Annotated in this window: 18 protein-coding genes; 14 read left to right on the plus strand and 4 right to left on the minus strand. The window is 44.8% G+C overall.

What is annotated here, in order from left to right; genetic code table 11:
- Nucleotides 1-50: 50 nt before the first annotated feature.
- From FPZ42_RS08835 to FPZ42_RS08885, 11 genes are all read left to right on the plus strand, one after another.
- Nucleotides 51-1,289 carry a Pycsar system effector family protein gene (locus FPZ42_RS08835; RefSeq protein ID WP_146270444.1) on the plus strand — a complete coding sequence of 413 codons (1,239 nt, stop codon included), beginning with the start codon at nucleotides 51-53 and terminating at the stop codon, nucleotides 1,287-1,289.
- Nucleotides 1,270-3,330, plus strand: coding sequence for a polyphosphate kinase 1 (ppk1, locus tag FPZ42_RS08840; protein WP_261382255.1), 2,061 nt, complete (start codon nucleotides 1,270-1,272; stop codon nucleotides 3,328-3,330). The genes FPZ42_RS08835 and ppk1 overlap by 20 nt, the downstream gene beginning before the upstream one ends.
- Nucleotides 3,327-4,178: an SdiA-regulated domain-containing protein gene (locus tag FPZ42_RS08845; protein WP_146270446.1), complete on the plus strand. Its 852-nt coding sequence runs from the start codon at nucleotides 3,327-3,329 to the stop codon at nucleotides 4,176-4,178. The genes ppk1 and FPZ42_RS08845 overlap by 4 nt, the downstream gene beginning before the upstream one ends.
- A 26-nt stretch (nucleotides 4,179-4,204) precedes the next feature.
- Nucleotides 4,205-6,787, plus strand: a complete 2,583-nt coding sequence (locus tag FPZ42_RS08850) for a BamA/TamA family outer membrane protein (RefSeq protein ID WP_146270448.1) — start codon at nucleotides 4,205-4,207, stop codon at nucleotides 6,785-6,787.
- 670 nt (nucleotides 6,788-7,457) lie between these two features.
- Nucleotides 7,458-7,763, plus strand: coding sequence for a hypothetical protein (locus FPZ42_RS08855; protein ID WP_146270450.1), 306 nt, complete (start codon nucleotides 7,458-7,460; stop codon nucleotides 7,761-7,763).
- Entirely contained in the window at nucleotides 7,763-10,330 is a 2,568-nt protein-coding gene (locus tag FPZ42_RS08860; protein WP_146270452.1) for a DUF5686 and carboxypeptidase-like regulatory domain-containing protein, read from the plus strand. The genes FPZ42_RS08855 and FPZ42_RS08860 overlap by 1 nt, the downstream gene beginning before the upstream one ends.
- A gap of 48 nt (nucleotides 10,331-10,378) precedes the next feature.
- Nucleotides 10,379-10,852 (plus strand): MarR family winged helix-turn-helix transcriptional regulator, encoded by a 474-nt coding sequence (locus FPZ42_RS08865; protein ID WP_146270454.1) that lies wholly within the window; start codon nucleotides 10,379-10,381, stop codon nucleotides 10,850-10,852.
- A 103-nt stretch (nucleotides 10,853-10,955) separates the two neighbouring features.
- Entirely contained in the window at nucleotides 10,956-11,558 is a 603-nt protein-coding gene (locus FPZ42_RS08870; RefSeq protein WP_146270456.1) for a TetR/AcrR family transcriptional regulator, read from the plus strand.
- A gap of 318 nt (nucleotides 11,559-11,876) precedes the next feature.
- Entirely contained in the window at nucleotides 11,877-13,004 is a 1,128-nt protein-coding gene (locus FPZ42_RS08875; protein ID WP_146270458.1) for an efflux RND transporter periplasmic adaptor subunit, read from the plus strand.
- 214 nt (nucleotides 13,005-13,218) lie between these two features.
- The gene (locus FPZ42_RS08880; RefSeq protein ID WP_222431555.1) at nucleotides 13,219-16,416 is read left to right on the plus strand and encodes an efflux RND transporter permease subunit; all 3,198 of its coding nucleotides are present in this window, start codon (nucleotides 13,219-13,221) and stop codon (nucleotides 16,414-16,416) included.
- A 146-nt stretch (nucleotides 16,417-16,562) separates the two neighbouring features.
- Entirely contained in the window at nucleotides 16,563-17,972 is a 1,410-nt protein-coding gene (locus tag FPZ42_RS08885) for an efflux transporter outer membrane subunit (protein WP_146270460.1), read from the plus strand.
- A 338-nt stretch (nucleotides 17,973-18,310) separates the two neighbouring features.
- Here FPZ42_RS08885 and FPZ42_RS08890 read toward each other — a convergent pair whose 3' ends face one another.
- Together FPZ42_RS08890 and FPZ42_RS08895 are read right to left on the minus strand one after the other, a co-directional pair.
- A complete protein-coding gene (locus tag FPZ42_RS08890; RefSeq protein WP_146270462.1) occupies nucleotides 18,311-19,363 on the minus strand; it encodes a helix-turn-helix transcriptional regulator in 1,053 nt (350 codons plus the stop codon).
- Nucleotides 19,364-19,379: 16 nt separating this feature from the next.
- Entirely contained in the window at nucleotides 19,380-19,874 is a 495-nt protein-coding gene (locus FPZ42_RS08895) for a hypothetical protein (RefSeq protein WP_146270464.1), read from the minus strand.
- A 166-nt stretch (nucleotides 19,875-20,040) separates the two neighbouring features.
- Between FPZ42_RS08895 and FPZ42_RS08900 the strand changes: the two genes are divergently transcribed.
- Both FPZ42_RS08900 and FPZ42_RS08905 read left to right on the plus strand, forming a co-directional pair.
- On the plus strand, nucleotides 20,041-21,495 hold the full coding sequence (locus FPZ42_RS08900; RefSeq protein ID WP_146270466.1) for an RtcB family protein: 1,455 nt from the start codon (nucleotides 20,041-20,043) through the stop codon (nucleotides 21,493-21,495).
- A gap of 50 nt (nucleotides 21,496-21,545) precedes the next feature.
- Nucleotides 21,546-22,298: a hypothetical protein gene (locus FPZ42_RS08905; RefSeq protein WP_146270468.1), complete on the plus strand. Its 753-nt coding sequence runs from the start codon at nucleotides 21,546-21,548 to the stop codon at nucleotides 22,296-22,298.
- Between the two features lie 54 nt (nucleotides 22,299-22,352).
- Here FPZ42_RS08905 and FPZ42_RS08910 read toward each other — a convergent pair whose 3' ends face one another.
- Entirely contained in the window at nucleotides 22,353-22,988 is a 636-nt protein-coding gene (locus tag FPZ42_RS08910) for a short chain dehydrogenase (RefSeq protein ID WP_315898393.1), read from the minus strand.
- 74 nt (nucleotides 22,989-23,062) lie between these two features.
- On the opposite strand from FPZ42_RS08910, the gene FPZ42_RS08915 reads away from it, so the two are divergent.
- Entirely contained in the window at nucleotides 23,063-23,419 is a 357-nt protein-coding gene (locus FPZ42_RS08915; RefSeq protein ID WP_146270472.1) for a winged helix-turn-helix transcriptional regulator, read from the plus strand.
- A 44-nt stretch (nucleotides 23,420-23,463) separates the two neighbouring features.
- On the opposite strand, the gene FPZ42_RS08920 is transcribed toward FPZ42_RS08915, so the two are convergent.
- On the minus strand, nucleotides 23,464-23,814 hold the full coding sequence (locus tag FPZ42_RS08920) for a hypothetical protein (RefSeq protein ID WP_146270474.1): 351 nt from the start codon (nucleotides 23,812-23,814) through the stop codon (nucleotides 23,464-23,466).
- Nucleotides 23,815-23,927: the final 113 nt, after the last annotated feature.

Here is a 23,927-nt window from a genome sequence, read left to right on the forward strand (position 1 = left end):
CAGTTGCGGGTAATAAAGCAAATGGGCCGCATCTACTTATTCAAAAGCTCATGAGTTATACAGGCCTGCTTCACAAGGTTAAAGATTATGCCCTGCTTTATTATAAAACACACGCCGATGACCGGCTGGTTTATCACAATATTGAGCACACCGAAAACATGCTTACGGCCGCAACCCAGATCGGCAACCACTACCAGTTAGATGAGCGAAAATTTTTTATCATACATGCTGCTGCCTGGTTTCATGACCTGGGCTACATGGTTGATATGCAGCGCCATGAAGAAGAGGGTGCTAAACTGGCTGCCAACTTTTTAAAACAGTATGACGTTGACCCGCAGATTATTGGTGAAATAGAAGGCTGTATTATAGCTACCCAAATGCCACAAAGCCCCAAAACAGAACTCGAGAAAATAGTTTGCGATGCCGACCTGTTCCATTTAGGTACCGATGATTTTTTTAAGACAGATAAACAACTGCTTAAAGAGCTTTCTACTGTACACGGCATCGAAATGAGCAAGAACGAGTGGCGCAAAAAGAGCATCAGGTTTTTAGAGGCTCATCAGTATCATACTGATTATTGCAACGTACTGCTCAACAGCGGCAAACAAAAAAACATTCAAATATTAAAAGATAAGTTAGCAGCTTACGAAGCCAAGCATAAACTTTCACCTGGCACACTTGCCCCCCAACCTCAAACACATCACGAAGTGGAAATAGAAGAACCCAAAAAGAAGAAAAAGGAAGACCGCCCGGACAAGGGTATCGAAACCATGTTCAGGATAAGCAGCGGCAACCATCAACGCCTTAGCGATATGGCCGACAACAAAGCCCATATCATGATCACGGTTAACTCCATCATCCTATCAGCTATAATCAGTTTGCTGTTGCGTAAACTTACCGAGTATGAATATCTCATTATTCCTACTTTTATATTGCTGGCAGTAAGTTTACTGGCCATGACGTTTTCTATCCTATCCACCCGCCCGTCAATACCAAAGGGCACCTTTCAGCGCGATGATGTGGACCAGAAAAGAGTTAACCTGCTGTTCTTCGGCAATTTCTACAAAATGTCGTTAGATGATTATACCTACGGTATGGTAAAGATGATGGAAGATAAAGACTTTCTATATGGTAGCCTCATCCGCGATGTTTACGCACAAGGTGTGGTACTTGGTAAGAAATACCGCTTGCTGCGAAATGCCTATAATATCTTTATGTTCGGATTAATTATTGCTGTGCTGGCGTTTGTTATTGCCGCAACCGTAAATAATGCCAAAGACAAACATTAGCATGCTGAAGCCTAAATATTTTAACCGCGATATTAGTTGGATAACCTTTAACGGCCGTGTGCTTGAAGAGGCCGCCAAGCCCGAAGTACCCCTGATAGAGCGGATAAAGTTCCTATCCATTTACTCATCTAACCTGGATGAGTTTTACCGCGTGCGTTTTCCGGTGCTGCAGGCTTTAAAAAAGATAAGCAAAAAAAGCGACGAACTGGATACCGATGAGCAAACCAACGTTTTGCAGCAAGCCAGTGAAATGGTTATGGCACAACAACAGCACTTTGGGCAAATATTAACCAAACAGCTTTTGCCTGCTTTAAAACAGAACGATATTTCGCTGATATACAATGAGCCGTTACCCGACTTTTTAAAAAAGGAGACAACAGATTATTTCCAGTCGGACATACTGGCTTTTTTACAGCCGGTATTTATCAATGCCGATACCACCTACTTCCCGGAGAATAATAAGCTTTACTTTTTGGTACAGTTGTACGATGGCGTTAAGGCGGAAAAGCTGGTGCTCATCAACATACCATCAGATAGCTTACCTCGCTTTTACAGCAGCAAAGCAGGCAATGAGCAACACATCTGTTTTATTGACGACATTCTTCGCGATAATCTACCTGCGTTATTTAAGGCTTACACCGTTGGCGGCTGCTACAGCATTAAAGTAACCCGTGATGCAGAGCTCGACCTGAAAGACGAGTACCCCGGCGAGTTATCAGACCAGATAGAGCGACAACTTCAAAAGCGCGACCAGGGATTTGCCACCCGTTTTCTTTATCAGGCAGATACACCGTTTCGGATCGTACAAATGTTAACCGAACATCTCGGTTTGGAAAAGGCCAATGCAGTAGAAGGCGGCAGGTATCATAACCTTAAAGACCTGATGGCTTTCCCTGCAAGCAAACCGGAACTGGTTTACGACAAATGGCCTTCGCTTTCACTTAACATACCAACAGACGAACCGCTGGCTGATACTATTGCCAAAGGTGATTTTCTTATTAACACGCCTTATCAATCATACAATACGGTGCTTCGTTTTTTTAACGAGGCGGCCATCAACCCTGATGTAGAGGAGATCAACGTAACACTTTACCGCGTTGCCAGCGATTCACGAATTGTGAATGCACTGATCAGCGCTGCCAGGAATGGCAAAAAAGTTAACGTTGTAGTGGAGTTAAAGGCCCGTTTTGATGAGGCCAATAACCTCAAGTGGGCTAAAAAGATGAAGAACGCCGGCGTGCAGATCATCTACAGCGTTACCGCGCTTAAGGTGCATGCCAAGATTGCGCTGGTGAAAACCCGCAAAGGCGACCGCATTACCTACACTGGTTTGCTGGCTACCGGCAACTTCAACGAGGGCACCGCAAAGTTTTATACGGATCATATCCTGTTTACAGGTAACCACAAGATCCTACGCGAGGTTGAGTTGCTGTTTATATTTTTGGCGAAGCGAGAAAAACCCAGTGCAGACAACCAGATAGATTTTAAGAACTTGTTGGTGGCAGGTTTCAACCTTCAGCGCCGTTTTATGAATCTGATTGATCGCGAGATTGAATTTGCAAAGCAGGGCAAAGCCGCAGCTATCACCATTAAGCTTAACAACCTGGAAGAACAGGTGCTTATCAATAAATTATACGAGGCATCGCAGGCCGGGGTTAAAGTGCAGTTGATAGTGCGCAGCATCTGCTGCCTGGTGCCCGGCGTTAAAGGCCTTAGCGAAAATATAACTATCAAACGCATTATCGACCGCTACCTTGAGCATGGCCGTGTTTTTATCTTTAACAACGATGGCGAGCGGGAGGTTTACATGGGATCGGCTGATTGGATGAACAGAAACATTTACCACCGTATTGAGGTTTGTTTCCCGGTTTATGACGAAGCCATTAAACAACAAATAGAAAAATTGATAGAACTGCAGTTGAATGATACCGCACAAGCTGTAATTTTAAACGAGCATTTGGAGCAGCTAAAGCCTGAAACAGACGGTGAACTATTAGCTTCGCAAAAGGCAATCTATCAGCATCTGAAAACATCACTATGAAAAAACTAAGCTACCTCATAACCATACTTTTTATTGGTGTTACAACCGTTTCATGCGGACAAGGTAAAAGCGCATCGGGGAATCTGCCGGGATACGATCTTAACCACCCGGTTAAATATGATATGCCTGCCGATCTGCTGGAAATATCAGGCATAGCCTTTAACAACGGCGATGCAAGCACCATTTATGCCGAGCAGGATGAGGACGGGAAACTTTTCTGGTTTAAGCCGGGTGGTAAAAACATCAGTCACACCAAATTCGGCAAGCATGGTGATTATGAGGACGTAGCTATTATGAATAACTACGCCATACTGATGCGCAGCGACGCAAATTTTTATACCTTCCCGCTAAGCGGCATCCACACCAAAGATGCAAGCGGCGTGCAGGAATTTAAACAGCTATTGCCCGCCGGCGAATACGAAGGCATGCATGCCTACGGCGGTAAACTTTACGTGCTATGCAAAATTGGTAAAGGTGTGGATCATAACAAGATCTGCAATGGCTACGTCGTAAGCCTGGCATCAAACGGGTCGCTGAACAAAACAGGTAATTTCAGTATCGATGTTAAAAAAATAGCGGCACTGGCAGGTGCAAAAAAAATGAAGTTCCATCCTTCGGCATTGGCTAAAAATCCGTTAACCAGGCAATGGTACATCCTGTCGTCAGTAAACAAGATGATCGTTGTTACCGACGCCAACTGGAACGTGCAACAGATATACCCGATAGACCCCAATATGTTTTTACAGCCGGAAGGTATGGCTTTTGACAACCAAGGCAACCTCTACATATCTAACGAAGGCAGCAAAACACAACCCGGCAATATTTTGCTCTTTAAATACAAACGATAACTGTAAACCCTAAGCACTTATCAAACATGAAACCAGCAAAACACATTATAACGCTTTTGTTAGTCACGGCAACGGTATCAGCCTTTGCACAAAAAAAAGCTAAAGATATTGAACCTGATTACCGCTTTCGCGATAGCGTAGTGGTTAGGGTGCACCCACGCTATAACCAACGTGGTAAGGTACACCGCTGGCTTTTTGGCGAGAACTATCGTAAGGAATGGGCTACCGCCGTTAAGCTACCGGTTATTCGCATATCCGAAATAATGGGCGGACTTGAGCCCGAAAAAGAAGGTGGAGGCATGCAGTCAAAATCTTTGCGCCTAAAGGACAAAGATGGCAAAGAGTGGGTTATCCGCAGCGTAGAGAAAACGCCGGATAAATTGCTGCCCCCTACCTTGCGCCAAACATTTGTAATAGATTGGCTGGACGATGCTTTGAGCGGTCAGCACCCATTCTCGGCGCTGGTAGTGCCGCCTATGGCAAAAGCTGCCGGCGTTCCGCATTCGCATCCGGTTATTGGTGTGATTGCTGAGGATAAGGCGCTGGGCGAATACAACGCAAAGTTTAAAAATATGGTTTGCCTGCTGGAGGAACGCGAACCCATTGGCGACTCAGATAACAGCGAGAAATTGCTGGATAAGCTAATGGATGATAACGATAATCATTTCGACGGCGATGAATTCCTGAAAGCCCGTATGCTGGACCTGCTAATAGGCGACTGGGACCGCCACGAAGACCAATGGCGCTGGGCCGATGTGAAAAAAGGCAAAGGCAAAATGTACTTGGCCGTTCCGCGCGACCGCGACCAGGTATTTCACCTGGAAGAAGGGGTATTCCCTACCATAGCGGCTTTGCCATATATTAGTCCGCTGCTTGGCGATTTTAGTTACAACATTCCCAAGGTAAAATACAACCTGGCCAAAACCCGCTTTCTTAACCCTTATCCTGATTTCCAGATGTCGCACGAGCATTGGATGAAAGTTGTAAATGATTTTATAGCTACACAAACCGATGTGGTTTTTGAAGAAGCGCTTAAACAGTTGCCGGGCGATACTTATAAAATGGGGCACGATGTATTGCTGGCGAAATTAAAATCGCGCAGGGCGGCTTTACCTGATGCTATGGACAGGTATTACCGCTTTATATACCGCATTGTTGATGTGAGGTTGAGCGATAAGAACGAAAAAGTAGTGATAACCGGCCAGCCGGACAGCAGCTTACTGGTACAGGTAAACAAGATCAATAAAGAAGGTGAAGTTAAAGACACGCTGATGTCAATGATATATCAACCACGATACACTAATGAGCTTCGCTTTTATACATCAAAGGGCGACGACCAGGTAACAGTTGATAATAAAACCTCTCCTATCCATATCAGACTTATAGGTGATAAGGGCGATAAGGTTTATAATATTGTAAACTCGGAAAGTACACTGCAGGTTTATTCCCGCAAGGATGCCAAATTTGAGGGGCAAGAAAACAGGGCCAGCAAACATCTATCAAATGACAGCCTCAACACACGCTTTTTGCAAACCAACCTCTACAACGTTTGGATGCCGCTTGCCACCGCCGGTTTAAATGCCGATGACGGTGTGCTAATTGGCGCAGGCGTTAAGTACATCAAAAAGGATGGTTTCAGGAAAGAACCTTACACAAGTTCGCAGCAAATTATGATCACACACGCATTTGCTACTGATGCATTCCGCGTGAAGTATAATGGCGAGTGGATAAAGGCGATAGGCAATGCCGACATTTTATTGCAGGGTTATGCACAAGCACCAGACAATACCGCAAACTTCTTCGGTTTAGGAAATGGCACACCAATAAATAAGAACCAGCCCCGCTATCGCAGGTTTTACCGAACCAGGTTTGATAACTACCAGGTTGACGCCGCATTGCGCTGGAATGTCGGCAAGAACAGCACCTTTACGGCAGGCCCATCTTTTGAGTTTTACCACCTCGACCTGAAAGATAATGAGGGCCGTTTTATCACCAACACATCCAAAATAGGATCTTATGACAGTGCCTTTGTAGACAAGGATAAAGCGCATTTGGGCATTACCCTAAATTTCAATAGCAACCAGCGTAAAGGTGGTGTGCTGCCTGTTGGTGGCTATTATTTTAATCTGAATGTGCAAGGTTATGACGGCTTAAACAGCTACTCAAAAGCTTACCTGCAAATACGGCCCGAGTTTACTTTTTATCAAAAGATCACCGGCAATGGTTCTGTGGTGATTTCAGATCGTATTGGCGGAGGCGTCAGCTTCGGTCAGCCTGCTTTTTACCAGTCGATGTTTTTGGGCGGGCAGGGTAATTTGTTAGGTTACCTGCAATACCGTTTTGCAGGCAGGCACATGGCTTACAACAATTTGCAGGCAAGGGTAAAACTCTTTAATGTAAATAGCTACATCGTTCCGGGTCAGTTAGGGATAACGGGTTTTTACGATGCCGGCCGCGTTTGGGCACCAAGCGAGATATCAGATAAGATTCACCAGGGAGTTGGCGGCGGTGTGTACTTCTCTCCAGCCGGATTAACTATTTTGCAAGTGCTTGTAGGGCACTCTGAAGAAGGCTGGTATCCTTATGTGTCTATGAATTTTAGGATATAGTGATGCTCAATCGCCGCGGAGGGCTGTTACTTTGTCTTGATACAAAGTAACCAAAGATCAAGTCAGCAAAGAGGCTTCTTTTGCCGCACAGGGCCTTTACCCTGCAAGCAGTCAGAACCACGGGCTGCAAAATCTTGCCACCACTTCGTTCGCTTTTAGCCATCGCTTCAGGCAAGTATTGCTATGCCCTTGCCAACACACAAGGCCACTATTGTTCTGCCCCCTTTCTTCCGAAGCGTTTTTGCTGACAAGGATGAAAGAAAAGTAGAATATAAATGCCGTGATGAACCTAACGTAACCGAACAAAGGCTGCATAGCGTAACGTGCGGTCGCACAGGTATTGCAGCAGCAGAAACTTTGTAGCGCGTTACCGTAGCAGCGAGTTTTCTTTTTGGTACTTTTTCTTTAGCGGAAAAAGAAAAAGTACATCCACAGGCTTGTCAAAACATCACTGCCCTTCCTAACGAAGAAGCAAAATTACAAGGCTATACTTGGGAAACCGCCCCTATCTAAGTGTCCATTTAACACACCTTTAACATTTCAATTGTCATCCAATTTTCCATCCGCCTGACTTTTGTCAGCCAAAAGTTAAAAACTGTTAAAAATGGTAAATTCAGTTGACGAATATAGTCAACTCGGTTTACATTTGTGCCATTAATAACGGGCACTCATGAAAGCGTTTACTTTACCTTATTCAAACTCAGTTCCTTTCCAGGTTAAGGAGCAAACGGCCGATCAGTTCCGCACTGATAGGACCGACGCTAAACTTAAACAACAGCTTACTCCCGCACAATATGTGATCGGTGTTCTTAGCGAAGGTTTAAAGCAAAACCTATTGGGTGCCGATATCGACATGGAATTTTTAACGCTAACCGTGCGCAGCTATGCATCTGAATCTGTAAAAGCAGTGCGAAGGTTTATAAGCAAAACCGGTAAACATCAGCCAAACCTCTATCTAACATCTCAACACAAATAATGAAATTGTCCTTTACCCTATTTAATAAATTATTTTTAACCTGTTTGGTATTGCTATCGTCGGTTGCGGCGTTTGCGCAAACAAAGGTTAGCGGCGTGGTTACCGATGCCAAAACCAAACAACCCATGCCTTATGTTACGGTGACCTTTGCAGGCACAACCATTGGCGCCGGCACCAATGCCGACGGCCGTTACACCATAACCACTACGCAGGATGTAAAGCAGATACAGGTATCCTTTGTTGGTTTCCGTACTGCCGTAAGAAACATAACCCCCAACCAGGAACAAACCATAAACGTTGCCCTTTCAGAAGATAACCGCAGGTTAAGCGAAGTGATGGTAAGGTCCGGCAAGAAAAAGAAGTACAGCAATAAAAATAACCCTGCTGTGGAGCTGATACGCAAAGTAATTGCCCACAAAGCACAAAACCAGGTTGAGAATTACGATTACGCCCAATACAAACAGTACGAGCGTATGAACGTATCGTTAAGTAACCTAAGCGAAAAGTTTAAGAACAAAAAGATCTTTAAGAACTACCAGTTCCTTTTCCGTGAACAGGCAGATTCTACCGCAATGGGCGGCAAGATCCTGTTACCTGTTTACCAGGAAGAAAAGCTTTCTGAAAACTATTATCGTAAAGTGCCTTACGCTAAAAAGCAGGTGATCACTGCAAGCAAACAGGTTAAATATGATGAGAACTTTGTAGATAACAATGGTCTTAAATCATACTTCGACCGGATGTACCAGGACATTAATATCTATGATAACAATGTATCCTTACTCAGCAATCAGTTACTTAGTCCTATTGCAGATAATTCACCATCGTTTTATAAATTCTTTATCACTGATACCCTTAAGGATGTTACGCCGCAACTGATAGAGTTGAGCTTTACGCCGCGCAACACCAACAATATGTTGTTTGAGGGCCGCATCTACATTACCATGGATGGTAACTATGCCGTGCAGAATGCCTTTTTAACTGTCAACAAAAACATCAATCTTAACTTTGTGCGCCAGATGCAGGCCAATCTTTCTTTCGAGAAAAATCCTGACGGCCGTTACCATCTGAGCCAAAGCGACCTGAAGATAGAGTTTGCTCTTAATAAGGAAAAAGGCGGCGGCATGTATGGCGAGCGCCTGGTGAACATTAGCAACTTTGAGCTGAATAAACCTGCAGACAAGAAAACTTACGAAGGCCCGTCGCAGGTGATTGCGCTTAACGCCGAAGAACAAAACGATGCCTACTGGGAACAGGCACGCCCGGATACGCTTGATGCTGCATCGGCCAGTATCTATAAGAATATTGATAGCCTGCAAACTATCCCATCGTTCAAAAAAACCATGGACATTGCAACGCTGGTTTTAGCTGGATACAAAAACTTCGGTAAGTTTGAGTTGGGCCCCGCCAACACTTTTTACAGCTTTAACCCGGTAGAAGGTTTCCGCTTGCGTATAGGTGGCCGTACCACACCAGAGCTGAGCAAAAGATACTACTTTGAAACTTACGGCGCTTATGGTTTCCGCGATGAACGCTTTAAATACTTTTTAAGCAGTACCTACTCGCTTAATAATAAGTCTATCTATTCGTTCCCGCAGAATTACATCCGCGCCAGCTTCCAGCACGATACCAAAATACCGGGCCAGGAACTGCAGTTTGTGCAGGAGAGCAACTTCCTGCTATCATTTAAGCGCGGGGTGAACGATATATGGTTGTATAACGATATTTTCCGGTTGGATTATGTAAAAGAGTACAGCAACCACTTTTCCTACTCATTAGGTTTTAAAACCTGGGCACAAAGCCCTGCCGGTGCGCTGGTTTACCAAAACCTGCTGCCAAACGGCACGCTAAATAACGTTAACCAGCTAAAAACCACTGAATTTTCTGCACAAATACGCTGGGCACCGCATGAGCGCTTTTACCAGGGCAAGCTTTACCGCGTACCAATCCCTGATAAATACCCAATATTTACTTTGAACTATACACAGGGTGTGTCAGGTTTATTTGGCAGCCAGTATAATTACCAGAATGTTATCGGTAACATCAGCAAACGTTTCTACTTTTCGCAATTAGGTTACACCGATGTTACTACCGAGGGTGGCTACCTGTTTGGCAAAGTGCCTTTCCCGCTATTGGATATTCATCATGCTAACCAAACCTATGCGTTTCAGTTACAGTCGTACAATCTGATGAACTTCCAGGAGTTTGTGAGCGACCATTATGCCAGCATCTTTGTAGACCATAACTTTAATGGTTTCTTCTTTAATAAGGTGCCCCTGCTTAAGAAACTGAAGCTGCGCGAGATCATAGATGTGAAAGCATTATGGGGCGGTGTACGTGCAGAAAACAACCCAAGTAACGATCCTTCGTTACTGCGATTCCCTACTAATATAGGCGCGGGCGGCGTGGGTACTTACACATTAGGCAGCACCCCTTATGTTGAGGGTAGCTTTGGTGTTGGTAACATATTTAAAATATTACGTGTTGATCTTGTTAAACGCTTTACTTACTTAGACCATCCCGGCGCACCAGAATGGGGCGTGAGGTTCTTTGTTAAGTTTGACTTTTAATGGTAAATTCGTAAACCAAGTTGACCTATTTTCAGTTTAAAAGATATTATGGCGAACCCAAGTTTAATTACTGAAGAAAATAAAAAGGTTGCTCCTAAGCTGGTTTATCTGCTTAAGCGCCTTTTGGACGAGTGGATGGGGAAAAAACTTTGCCGCATTAATGAGCCTGGTTTTAACAGCGCACACCTGCCCCTGTTTATGACCATCGGTAAAAGCGGTATCTCAAACAACGAGCTTGCTGCTAAAATGAATGTTACTAAACAGGCCACAAGCAAAATAGTAAAAGAGCTTGAAGCCATTAATATGCTTAAAAGCGAAAAAAGCCCCGATGATGCGCGCGTTGTAATGTTGCACTACACCACCCAGGGCGAAACCTTTTACCATCACCTTAAAAATCAGGTATTAGACCTTGAGGCCCAATACAAAAAAGTAGTAGGCTCTAAAAATTACGACATTGCCATTGATGTAATGTTAAAACTGGTACAATTTCACGAAGAACATAACTGCATCGAAAAAAATTAAAAATTACGATGCAAATGACAATTAAATGAAACGGTGTTTAATTTAACGTTGTACATTTGCTTAACACTGTTAAATAATCTAATAGGAGTAGAAAAATTAAGGCATGGCCAGCAAGGAAAGAATTGCGAGACTAAAAGAAGATACCAGGATAAACATCCTGAAGGCTGCCTTTGATATTGTAAAAACAGAAGGCTGGCAGGCATTAAGTATGCGTAAGATAGCTGATGCCATTGAATATACAGCCCCTATTATATATGAGTACTTTGCAAATAAAGAGGCTATAATATTGGAGCTTACCCGCCAGGGGTATTTAAAGTTATCCAAACAACTGCAGGAAGTAAAAGACAAACACACATCTCCGGCCAAGCAATTAGAGGATATGTGGCTTACCTACTGGAACTTTGCATTCGCTAATAAAGAGCTCTACCAGATCATGTTTGGTATTAACGCAAGCTGCAGCTGTGAAATGGTTAACAAACTACCTGAAGCCGGTTGCCCATGGGACATTATAGCCGACTCAATAGGCAAACTCATGAAAATTGAAGACATGGAGTCTGAGGTGATCTGTACCAAGTATTACACCTTTTGGTCGGTAGTACATGGTTTGGTTTCAATTAACCTGGTAGATCGCGGTAATTCTGACGAGGTAAATAAACAGGTTTTAAGAGATGCCATCACTGGCATCATAAGGTCTATCACTCCTTAAAAAATTTAAGCTTTTTTAAACACTGTTAAACAACTTAACGGTGTTAAATTAAAACTCAAAAACTTTATAAGACATGAAAACATCATCAGCAACTTTTAATATGTACTTAACACTGTTAAATAATCTATCAATGTTAACAACTTTTGCACTCCGCCATTATTAGCCCCGGTGATATTTTTAGTGAAACTTTAACATCTATCAGCACCCAACCTATTTAGCGCCATGTACTACAACAATACAAAAACAACCGACACACTATATATCAGCAGCTTTAGGGCTGCACTCACATCAAGTAAATCATCATCAAAACTCATCATCATGAAAATTATCTTAGCTGCTATAATAGCAATATCATTATTCAGCTGCTCAAGCGGGCCACAAACGCCGCAGGCCCCGCCCCCGCCAGTACTACCGGTGAGCAGCGTTGAAACCGGCAATGCCACAACCTATCAGGAATACCCTGCATCTATAGAGGGTACCGTTAACGTTGAGGTTAGGCCACAAGTAAGCGGCGCTTTAGACAAAGTATTTGTTGACGAAGGTGCTTTTGTACAAGCAGGCCAGCCAATATTTAAGATCAACGATCAGCCTTACCGCGCTGCCTTAAACAATGCATTGGCTGCACAACACGCTGCCGAAGCTGCTTATGCCAACTCAACTTTAGAGGTAGAAAAACTTACCCCGCTTGTACAAAACAAAGTGGTATCAGACTTTCAACTTAAATCAGCCAAAGCATCACAACAGGTAGCCAAAGCAAATATCGAGTCGGCTAAGGCAAACGTTTCAACCGCGCAGATCAACTTAGGTTACACGCTGATAAAAGCGCCTGTTAGTGGTTACATTGGCCGCTTGCTTAAAAAACAAGGTAGCCTTGTTGCCCCGCAGGATGTTGATGCGTTAACCCAACTATCTGATGTGCATAATGTACACGTATATTTCTCTTTAGGCGAAAAGGATTTCGTAGCCTTTAAAGAACAATATGCAGGTGCCAGCATCCAGGACAAATTGAAACACCTGCCTGCCGTTGGTTTATTATTGGCTGATAATACCGAATATGCAAAACAGGGCCATATAGATATGATAGACGGACAGTTTGATAAAACTACCGGCGCTATCAGTGTAAGGGCGAGCTTCCCTAACCCGCAAGGCTTGTTGCGCTCAGGCAATACAGGTAAAGTGAGGTTAAGCCTCTCACACCCAAATGCACTGATCATTCCGCAGGATGCTACTGTTGAAATGCAGGATAAGGTGTTTGTTTACGCCCTTGCCGATAGCAATAAAGTAAAGAAACTGCCTATCACCATCATTGGCACAAGCGGCAACAATTACCTGGTGAAAGACGGTGTTAAAGCCGGCGACCAGATAGTGACCAGCGGTGTTGACAAGTTACAGGAAGGTATGGTTATAAAACCACAACCACAGGGTAACAAAGTAGCAAGCAGATAAGCAACCCACAGCTCAGAGTCAAGAAAACAAGAGACAAGAATCAGGAAAAAGAAGCAAGCAGGAAAGAAAGAGATCCGGGAATATGAGAATCAGTAAGCAAGATAAAAAATCTTTTCTCCTGACATCCTGACTCTTGATTCCATTCGACCATAGACGTAAAAACAGCGTCTCTCAGCCACTGCTTTGCTCAAAAAGTTCCGTAATAATTAATAAAATGTTTAAGAAATTTATAGAAAGGCCGGTACTGTCAACCGTTATCTCTATCCTGTTGGTGATAGTAGGTATCCTCGGCCTCACCAAATTACCCTTAGAGCGTTTCCCCAATATTGCCCCTCCGGCAGTATTGGTATCCGCTGTTTACCCGGGCGCTAACGCCGAAACCATTTTACGTTCGGTAACACCTTCTCTGGAAGAAGCCATCAACGGTGTTGAGAACATGACCTACATGACCTCTACTGCCAGTAATGATGGTACTTTGGGTATCACTGTTTATTTTAAACAAGGCACCGACCCTGACCAGGCGGCGGTGAACGTGCAAAACCGCGTATCACAGGCTACCAGCCAGTTACCTGCCGAGGTAGTGCAATATGGTATTACCACCACCAAACAGCAAAACAGCTTTATAGGTGCTATGGCCATATACACCGAAGACCCTAAAAAGTATGATGCAACCTTTGTTGCCAACTATGCGCAGATCAACATTATCCCCGAGATAAAACGGATCCCCGGCGTAGGTTCTGCACAGGTATTTGGTGGTGTTAAGGATTACAGCATGCGTGTGTGGTTAAACCCAGCACAAATGGCTGCCTACAAGATAACTCCAGCCGAAGTAATGGCTGCCATACAGGATAAAAACGTTGAAGCTGCCCCGGGCCGTTTCGGCGAGCGCAGCGATAAGGCTTTTGAGTATGTAATTAAATATAAGGGTAAACTTACTAAGCCGGAAGAATATCAGAATATTGCTATCCGTGCCAATGCAGATGGTTCTGTGCTACACCTTAAAGACGTGGCACGTGTTGAACTGGGTGCTTACTCATACAACAGCTATAGTAATCTGAATGGCAAGGATGGTGTGATCATCGGTATCATCCAGTTATCAGGATCGAACGCCAACGAGATACAAATAGCTATTGATAAACTGATGGAGAAAGCATCTAAAAGCTTCCCTGTTGGTATCAAATACAACCAGTTCTATCGTACCAAAACCGATTTGGACGAATCTATCAACCAGGTAGAGCATACACTGATAGAAGCATTCGTGCTGGTATTTATCGTTGTGTTCCTGTTCCTGCAAGATTTTAGGTCTACGCTTATTCCGGCAATTGCGGTACCGGTGGCCATTGTAGGTACGTTCTTCTTTATGAGCCTGTTTGGCTTCTCGGTGAACTTACTTACGCTGTTCGCACTCGTCCTCGCGATAGGTATTGTTGTGGATGACGCCATTGTGGTGGTTGAGGCCGTGCACGCCAAAATGGAGCACGACCCAAGCCTTTCGCCTAAGCAGGCAACTACCGAAGCAATGCATGAGATCACGGGTGCTATCATATCCATTACACTGGTAATGGCAGCGGTGTTCCTGCCGGTGAGTTTCATGACGGGCTCTACTGGTATCTTCTACCGCCAGTTTGCCTTAACTATGGCTATCGCGATCATTATATCTGCAGTAAACGCGCTAACGCTAAGTCCGGCCCTGGCTGCATTGTTCCTTAAAAACAATCACACCGGTGGCCATAACGCACCAAAACAAGGCTTTGTGCAAAGGTTTTATGCAGGCTTTAATGGCAGCTTTAATTATATGACCAATAAATATGTTGGCGGTATCAAAGTACTTATCAAAAATAAATGGATAAGTGTTGCCGGCCTTGTACTGCTTACTGCTATTACAGTATTCCTGGTGAATAGAACCAAAACCGGCTTTATACCTACGGAAGACCAGGGATTTGTGGCCATTGCGGTTTCAACTCCATCAGGTACATCACTTGCCGGCACCAACAAGATCTTCAAAGATGCCGAAGACCAGTTAAAAACATTGCCATCAGCAAGGTTCGTTACGGCGCTATCGGGTTTTAACTTCTTAACCCAATCAAGCAGCCCTTCAGCGGGCGTTATATTCCTGCTGTTGAAGCCAACAGAAGAGCGTGGCGAAGTGAAGAACATTGATGAGATCCAAAACATCGTTCGCGGCAAACTGGGTTCAGTAACAGGTGGTACATTCTTCGTGTTTAGTTTCCCTACCGTACCTGGTTTCAGTAACGTGGAAGCACTTGACGTGATGCTGCAAGACCGTACCAACGGTAAACTGGATAAGTTTAGCGGTGTAGCAAACAACTTTATTGCTAAACTGATGCAGAAACCTGCCGTGGCTTACGCCTTTACATCATACAAAGCAGATTATCCTCAGTTACAATTAGAGATCGACGACGAGAAAGCTAATCAGTTGGGTGTAAATGTGAAAGACATCCTGTCTACCATGCAGGCTTACTTTGGTACTGCGCAGGCATCAGACTTTAACCGCTTCGGTAAATATTACCGTGTGGTTGTACAAGCTGATGTTGCCGACCGTACCGACCCTACAACTATCGACCGTGTGTTTGTGAAAAACAAAGCAGGCGAAGCCGTGCCTATCAACACCCTGGTAAAACTAACCCGTGTGTATGGTTCAGAGACCGCCTCTCGTTACAATCTGTTCAACTCTATCGAGGTGAACGCTATACCTAAACCCGGCTACAGCTCCGGTGACGCCATCAAGGCCATTGAGGAAACTGCTAAAGAGCAACTACCTGCTGGTTATGCCTACGAGTTCTCGGGCCAAACCCGCGAGGAGATCTCATCAGGCGGTCAGTCAGCGGTGGTATTCCTGCTGTGTCTGGTGTTTGTCTACTTCCTACTATCAGCGCAGTACGAAAGTTACATACTGCCATTGGCGGTTATCCTGTCGATCCCTACAGGTATCTTCGGTACGTTTGCTGTACTGGGCTTAACAGGTATCGAGAATAACATCTACGTGCAGGTAGCACTCATCATGCTTATCGGCTTGCTGGCCAAGAACGCTATTTTGATAGTAGAGTTTGCGGTGCAGAAGCGCCGCCAGAGTATGAGCCTGGTTACCGCTGCCATAGAAGCTGCAAGATTAAGGATCCGCCCTATCGTGATGACCTCGCTTGCCTTCGTGTTCGGTTTGTTCCCGATGAGTATTGCAACCGGCCCATCTGCACAGGGTAACCACTCTATCAGTATTGGTGCTGCTGGCGGTATGGTGAGCGGTGTAGTGTTAGGTTTGTTCATCATCCCGGTACTGTTTGTCATCTTCCAGCATCTGCAGGAAAAAATCAGCGGTACGCCGATAGAAAAACACCTGGATGGTACCAACCAGGACCAACACGCAAAACAATTGGAACCGGAATTATCATAAATCAACTCACCCCGACCACGCTACGCTGGTCGACCCTCTCTGTTCCGTAAAGAGGGTTATAAAAGGCTAAACCCTCTTTCCGCAAAGCGGAGAGAGGGTGGTCAAGCGGTAGCGATGACCGGGTGAGTCCTCAACACAACAACAAAATGAAAAAGATATTAAGCGGGCTATTTGTATTATCACTGATAATAAGCGCCTGTAACGTTTCAAAAGACGTTAAAACACCAAAGCCTGAATTGCCTGTGGCTTTCAGGAATACAGTAACTACTGCTGATACCAGCAGCATTGCAGATATCCAATGGAAAAACTTTTTTGCTGATGCAACCTTGCAAAAGCTGATAGATGATGCCATCCGCAATAATTATGATCTGCAGATCGCGTTGAAGAACATTGAATCTTCACGGTTATTATTTAATCAGATCAAGTTCAACTACACCCCGCAGGTAAACCTAAACGTTACCGCCAACACCACCCGCCCAAGCGATAACAGCCTTAACGGCTTAAGCTTAGGCCAGTTTTTAGGTGCTAAACACATTGAAGATTACAACGCTAACCTTGGCCTGTCATGGGAAGCAGATATCTGGGGTAAGATCCGTAACCAAAGCAGGGCCGCCCTGGCACAGTACCTGCAAACTGCAGAAGCACGCAAGGCTATCCAAACCAACATCGTTGCTTCAGTTTCGCAAGGTTATTACAACCTGCTGATGCTGGATGAGCAGTTGCAGATTGCCAAGCGTAACGTAAACCTTACAGATAGCACGCTGCGTATTTTAAACCTGCAATTCAATTCAGGACAAGTTACTTCGTTGGCCGTTCAGCAGGCCGAAGCACAGCGCCTGGCAGCTGCACAATTGGTACCCGAGTTTGAGCAAAATATCACCATACAGGAAAATGCCTTACGCATACTTGCAGGTGCATTGCCTTCTGCAATCGAGCGCAATACCCGTTTAGATCAGCTGCCTGTTGCGGAAAACGTACCCACAGGTTTGCCATCAGCCATTGTAAGCCGCAGGCCGGATGTGCGTAGCGCCGAACTGGAACTTAACGTTGCCAATGCTAACGTGGGTATAGCTGCTGCTAATATGTACCCATCGCTTACCATTACTGCGCAGGGTGGTGTAAACTCGTTCAGGGCCAGCAACTGGTTCAGCTTACCGGCCTCGCTGTTTGGTACGGTGGCAGGGGGCATTACACAGCCGCTGTTTAACCGCAAAAGGCTGAAAACTCAATACGAGGTGGCCAAAGTTGAGCGCGAGAAAACCGTGTTGCAGTTCCGCCAGTCGGTGTTGAATGCTGTTGGTGAGGTATCTGATGCCTTGGTAAAAATAGAAAAACTAAAAGCACAGCAAACCATTGCTGCCAACAGGGTAAGCACCCTGCAACAGGCAACCGGCAACGCCAACCTGCTGTTTAAGAACGGCATGGCGAATTACCTTGAGGTGATCACCGCCCAAAGTAATGTATTGCAAAGCGAACTGGAACTGGCATCCATTAAACGCCAGCAGCTAAGCGCCGTAGCCGAGCTTTACCGCTCGCTTGGTGGTGGCTGGAAATGATCTCTTGTTGATGAGTGATCTGAGGAAGCCGCATCCCGACTTAGGTTGGGGGCGGCTTTTTTGTTGATGGCTTCGTCCTGTGTCATGGTGCGCTCGTAGTGCACTACAATGTACTTAGTTAGGCCTTACTTTGGCTTACTTTTTCTAATCATTACCTGCAATCCACCCCTTACCACAAGCGTTCATGTTCACGCCATGAACACTCGTGAACGCCGTGAACGCCGTGAACGCTGACAGGATCTTGGCAGTGGTGCTTAAGCATACCCGGTATGCGCGCAAGCTGTTTAAAAAACCAATCTAATTCTGAAAGCACGGCAATTCTGACCCTGACAATTTCTTTACACCGTCCCTTCCGAATCTTCGTTAATGGCCTGTATCTGTACATCGTAGCCATTTATTGCCAGTTGCAGTTCTTCTTTGATACGCTTGCGTAAACTGCGGGGGCCAAGCACCCTTAACCTCGAACCAAACCCGAGCAGTTCGCGCTCCAATTCAAAATTTGGTATCACCCTTATGCTGAATATCTTGCCGTCCATTTCATCCGTCAGAAACTTTTGCGTGTGGTGTATCGGCTTCGTTATCACATAAGGCGCGTTACTGTCATCTACCCAGAAAACAACTTCGCATGCCCTTTGATTAGGGGTTTTAGTTACACCCAAAACATCATCGTAATAGGTACTCAGGTCTATCTGCCGGTTAGGTATGTACTCATCCGGATGTTCTTCAATGGTCTCTGTCCTATCCAGCGCCAGGTTAAGTAAGGGTTTATTGCGCGCATGTGATACCCCTAAAACAAACCAGCGGTTACGATACTCCTTAAGCAGGTACGGACTAAAACAAAAGGTACTGGCCTGCCTTGCCTTAAATGATCTGTAAGTTACGCAGATAGCCTTGCGCGCAACGATGGCTTTACGAATGGTCTCAAGCCATTCAAGCCCCTTCAGGTTTTCGTTCTTTTCAAAATCAATAACTGCCGGGCTGTTGGTTTTTTGCGTGTAGATCTTATCCTCCAGCTTGCTCACCATCTCGTTAAGATCGGCAAAGTGATTAAAGCCCTTAAACTGTTTCAGCAGGTTTGATACTTCGGTAAGTACCTGCATATCCTGGTGATTAAGCGGGATGTTGGTAATGCTGTAATCCTTATCGCTATAGGTATAATACTTTTTATCAACCACAACAATAGGTGCTTCATAACCCAGTTTGTTGCTGCGCATCATCTCAATATCTGCCTGGATGGTGCGTCGACTCACACCTTTGTCTATACCCTGAAACTCGTACAAGGCATCTGATACAGCATCTATCAAGGCCTCAAGCGTCCATTTCTTAAAACGGTTGCGCAGGCAGTTATCGATAGTGCGATAGCGGATAAGGGCGTTGCGGTTAACAGGCATAGTTGAGCAATTGAATTTATTGTCTGAGTCTCAGCAGAAGTACGATCACGATAATAATTAACACAAGTGGTACCAGTGCTATCGCATTCCTTTTCTTTTTGGTGTCAATTGATAATTTATAAGACGTTGAAATACCATACCTCTCCCCTATAAGGCTGACAAGTTTTTCACAAGCATCATAAGCGCGGGTTTTGTTAGATAAAACAAACTCTTCGTTTACGATGAAATGAAAAAATTCTTTAGGGTCAGGATCATTTTTTAGAATTACATAAACAGAAGGCTGCGGCAAAGAAGATGAACCGCGCCTTGGGTGATCTCCAATCTCAAATTGGATTTCTTTGACATCGGCAACGTTAAAAAAGGTTTTTACGTTGTCATTGATATAGCAAAAAGTTTCGCTTTGTAACGTTATCTGCCAGCGTTCTTTTCCAAACGATGCGTCATAATTACCGTAGATAGTATCTTTATCAGTCTGTATCCAACAGCCGCCATACCTTAGAATCGTTTCCACTTTAAGATTAGTGATAGGTGTTTCGCAATAATAATTAATTTTTATTGAAAATATTTTTTACTGCGCAAAAACACTGCGCACTTGGTATTTTACTTTGTATCATAATCAAGAAAAGAAAAATAAAAAACGTCTCCGCCTAACACGGGGCGGAGACAAAAAAGAGGTTATGGAAAAGGAAAAAATATCAAACGGAGAAATAAGTGCTTTAGGCATTAACGACCTGGAACTGCTGGTTGCATTTAGCCGTGTGGCTAATGGCTTGCTTAAGAACCAGGTGATGGATAAGCCGCAAATACTGGCCAACCTTGAATCGTTGATTGACGACCCGATGCCGTATGCACTAAAAAAGGGTGGCAAGTTTAAGAACATTGCCGAAAAGGTTATCGACCTGAGAAAAGAAGGCAAGTTTGTTAAACAAGCGCGCAGCGTGCATGAGCTTAAAAAAGAGATAGCGGAATTCCCGGTTTACGGGATAGAACATATTGAGGCCGGGGCGCTGGCACAGATGAGGACGGCTATACAATTGCCAATAGCCGTTGCCGGCGCCCTTATGCCCGATGCACACCAGGGTTATGGCCTACCCATTGGCGGCGTGCTGGCCACTACGGCCAATACCATTATCCCCTACGCTGTGGGTGTGGATATTGCCTGCAGAATGTGCTTAAGCATTTTTGAGTTGCCTGCTACAACCATTGATACTAAACAGGATAACCTGAAAAGCTTACTGTTAAAAAACACGCATTTTGGTATCGGTAGCGAAAGTGGTGCCCATTATGATGATAGCTTGTTTGACCGTGCCGACTGGAGTGCAACCAAACAGATACGTTTGTTAAAGAACAAAGCTTACAGGCAATTAGGAACATCAGGCACAGGTAACCATTTTGTGGAGTGGGGCGAGCTAAGCATAGCCGATGGCGCTTTAGAGGGCATACCAGGCGGTAATTACCTGGCCTTGCTATCGCACTCCGGCTCACGTGGTTTTGGCGGAAGCATTGCCAATTACTACTCAGATATTGCCATGAAGAAAACCAAGCTGCCGCATGAGGCCAAGCATTTGGCATGGTTGGATCTGGATACCGAAGAGGGCCATGAATACTGGCTGGCTATGAATTTGGCCGGTGATTACGCAAGCGCCAATCACCACGAGATACATAACAAGATAGCTAAAGAAATGATGCTTGAGCCTTTGGCACGAATAGAGAACCACCACAACTTTGCCTGGAAAGAGCAGCTGCCCGATGGAACCGAAGTAATGGTACACCGTAAAGGTGCAACGCCAGCCGGCGAGGGTGTACTGGGTATCATTCCGGGAAGTATGAGCACACCGGGCTTTTTGGTGCGTGGTAAAGGTGAAGCTACTTCTATCAATTCGGCGAGCCATGGTGCAGGGCGGCTAATGAGCCGTAGCGCGGCCTTTAAAACCATTAAACGCGACCTGGTAGTGGCCGAACTGCTGGATAAGAAGATAACCCTGTTGGGTAGCGACATTGACGAGGCGCCGATGGTGTACAAAGACATACACACCGTAATAGCTGCACAGCATGACCTGGTTGATGTACTGGCTAAATTTCAACCGAGAATAGTCCGCATGGCTGACCCTAAGGAAAGGCCGGAGGATTGATAACAACCAAACGGCAATCTTTATTAGATTGCCGTTTTAATTTTTTAAACATGGATGCTTCGCTATCAGATTATAAATTACTTCTGCAGGCATATAGGTTAGGATTACGCATAGGTTTGATAACAAAGGCCGATGTTGTAGCGTGGGCAGACGAGATCATCATGCACACTGATGAACCGGATTATACGTTTATAGCCTTATCTATGAGCCGGGATGACAATGAGTTGATAGGGGTAATAAATCAAACCGTTCCTGAATCTGACGATCTCGTAATTACAAGAGCTTTACTTTCTGAAGTTTGGCGTAGGTTTCACAACCAGACTATCAATGTTGCCGAAGCCGTATTCTATATCGAATCTTTGCCCCGCTATAAATTAACTGATTATGAAAGCCTGCAGGCTTATGACTTAGAAGACTATGAGTTTTTGTACGGCCATGTGAACGAACCAAATTTAAGGTTCAATGTAATAAGGTTCCTTAGTATTTATCAGAGATTCAATTTTGATAATTATCCAGAATGGAATCAGCTTAGCGACGAACTAACAGCAGAGATAGAAATCAAAAAAACCCTGGAATGTAGACATGATCTGTATATATATCCACAACCGCGCATAATACCTGCTGCACACAAAAAGGTGAGCATAAATTTTTTTGCGTTGCTGGCAATCTTACCGCTTGCAAGTATCGGTTTTCTACTGCTTACCGGCTACGTCAAAAGCGGTAAAGGTGAGTCACTATCTATATTGGGAATAATTTGCATAGTTATGGCCGTAGTAACCTTTCGAAATTCAAGGCAAACTTAAATATCGTACAAAAACAAAGCCCTCTCATTTGGAGAGGGCTTCTGTATTTGTCTGTTACAATACCTTATACACCTGCCCGGTTTGTGCGCCGAGGACGCTTTTAACGTAGGCCTGCGCCACGCGGTGCATATTTACCGGGATGTGACCCTTAAAGTATGGGAAATAGGCAGGAGATTCCTCTACTACACCCGGCGCTACCGTGTTGATGCGGACACCATTCACCAGTTCGATGGCCGCGCCCCTGGCAAATGAATCTAACGCGCCGTTTGCGGTACCTGCGGCTGCTGCCATTGGCACAGGGTCGTCGGCTAAACTGCCGGAGGTAAGGGTGAACGAGCCTTTTGGGTTAATGTAGTGCTGACCAATGAGTACCAGGTTCACCTGCCCCATCAGCTTGCTATCGATACCTACGCGCATGTTGGCTTCGGTCATGTCTTTGAATGGGCCGAAGTAAGCATCACCGGTGGTGCTCACCAGGGCATCGAACGGACCAACCTGTTCAAACAGGTTTTTGATGGAAGCCGCGTCTGCAATATTTACCTGGTAATCGCCGGATTTTGAGCCTACCTTGATGATCTCGTTACCTTCTGCCAATGCGTTCACTACGTGTTTACCAATGGTGCCCGATGCACCTATCACTATAATTTTCATATGATTATTCCTTTTGTTTTTTGACAAATGTATCCCAATACTATACTTTTGTCAAGTAGTTACCTTTTTGTCTACTAATAACAATTTGGTAGTATTTGTTTGTACGTAAAGCTATGGCTGAAAATAATTTACAAAAATATCACGGAGCCGAAGAATGCCCCATCACCGCTACCATAGATGTGATAGGCGGCAAGTGGAAACCACCCATTTTGTGGCTGCTGATGCGAGGCCCATTACGTTTTGGCGAACTGCATAAGATAATCCCCGGCATGGCGCTTAAGGTACTTTCGCGCACGTTGAAGGAACTGGAAGCCGACGACATCATTATCCGCAAGGCCTACCCCGAGGTACCGCCAAGGGTGGAGTACTCGCTAAGCCCAAAGGGCGAAACACTGCGCCCTATCCTAACGCAGCTATCCAACTGGAGCCGCCAACATATCATGAACCTGCCGATGGTGGAGGAAAATTAAGGTGATTGCGTTTATGGCGTGAACACCGGTCAACGCAAAAAAATTTAATGCCAGTTGTACTTGCAGAAACGGCATTGTTTGGCATAAGGTGTTCTTGCCAGCCTTTGGCAATTTGGGCAGAGGTTAAAAAACACTTTATCAGGATTATCCCTTACTATACGGTTTGCACAGTTAAGCGTAAATTTCACATAACCCTCACGCAGGTAACTTAAAATAACCGGATCATCTGTAAGCCAGCCCGTGCGCATGTAAACACGCTTTAGCCTTTCAGCGTCTGGGCCTTCAATTTTAACTTCAGACTTGTAATGCCGCAAAGCCCTTTGCTCAGGTAAATTAAGCAGGCTGCTGTAATGCGCCATTACATAATCTGCTTGTTCTTCAGTTAGGGTTTGCATTACTTTTTATATAATTGTTATTAAAGAAAAGGCCGCAACGCAGCTATTTCCTATTAACTATTCCTTTTCGGTAGCTTCTGACATAATAGATCTACGATTAAATGTGTCATGTG

This window comes from Mucilaginibacter achroorhodeus (genome assembly GCF_007846095.1).
GTDB classification, from domain to species: domain Bacteria; phylum Bacteroidota; class Bacteroidia; order Sphingobacteriales; family Sphingobacteriaceae; genus Mucilaginibacter; species Mucilaginibacter achroorhodeus.

What these genes read in the sequence shown, in the direction of transcription:
- FPZ42_RS08835 (WP_146270444.1), top strand. Translation starts at nt 51, where the DNA reads ATGAGTTATACAGGCCTGCTTCACAAGGTTAAAGATTATGCCCTGCTT.
- ppk1 (WP_261382255.1), top strand. Translation starts at nt 1,270, where the DNA reads ATGCCAAAGACAAACATTAGCATGCTGAAGCCTAAATATTTTAACCGC.
- FPZ42_RS08845 (WP_146270446.1), top strand. Translation starts at nt 3,327, where the DNA reads ATGAAAAAACTAAGCTACCTCATAACCATACTTTTTATTGGTGTTACA.
- FPZ42_RS08850 (WP_146270448.1), top strand. Translation starts at nt 4,205, where the DNA reads ATGAAACCAGCAAAACACATTATAACGCTTTTGTTAGTCACGGCAACG.
- FPZ42_RS08855 (WP_146270450.1), top strand. Translation starts at nt 7,458, where the DNA reads ATGAAAGCGTTTACTTTACCTTATTCAAACTCAGTTCCTTTCCAGGTT.
- FPZ42_RS08860 (WP_146270452.1), top strand. Translation starts at nt 7,763, where the DNA reads ATGAAATTGTCCTTTACCCTATTTAATAAATTATTTTTAACCTGTTTG.
- FPZ42_RS08865 (WP_146270454.1), top strand. Translation starts at nt 10,379, where the DNA reads ATGGCGAACCCAAGTTTAATTACTGAAGAAAATAAAAAGGTTGCTCCT.
- FPZ42_RS08870 (WP_146270456.1), top strand. Translation starts at nt 10,956, where the DNA reads ATGGCCAGCAAGGAAAGAATTGCGAGACTAAAAGAAGATACCAGGATA.
- FPZ42_RS08875 (WP_146270458.1), top strand. Translation starts at nt 11,877, where the DNA reads ATGAAAATTATCTTAGCTGCTATAATAGCAATATCATTATTCAGCTGC.
- FPZ42_RS08880 (WP_222431555.1), top strand. Translation starts at nt 13,219, where the DNA reads ATGTTTAAGAAATTTATAGAAAGGCCGGTACTGTCAACCGTTATCTCT.
- FPZ42_RS08885 (WP_146270460.1), top strand. Translation starts at nt 16,563, where the DNA reads ATGAAAAAGATATTAAGCGGGCTATTTGTATTATCACTGATAATAAGC.
- FPZ42_RS08890 (WP_146270462.1), bottom strand. Translation starts at nt 19,363, where the DNA reads ATGCCTGTTAACCGCAACGCCCTTATCCGCTATCGCACTATCGATAAC.
- FPZ42_RS08900 (WP_146270466.1), top strand. Translation starts at nt 20,041, where the DNA reads ATGGAAAAGGAAAAAATATCAAACGGAGAAATAAGTGCTTTAGGCATT.
- FPZ42_RS08905 (WP_146270468.1), top strand. Translation starts at nt 21,546, where the DNA reads ATGGATGCTTCGCTATCAGATTATAAATTACTTCTGCAGGCATATAGG.
- FPZ42_RS08915 (WP_146270472.1), top strand. Translation starts at nt 23,063, where the DNA reads ATGGCTGAAAATAATTTACAAAAATATCACGGAGCCGAAGAATGCCCC.
- FPZ42_RS08920 (WP_146270474.1), bottom strand. Translation starts at nt 23,814, where the DNA reads ATGCAAACCCTAACTGAAGAACAAGCAGATTATGTAATGGCGCATTAC.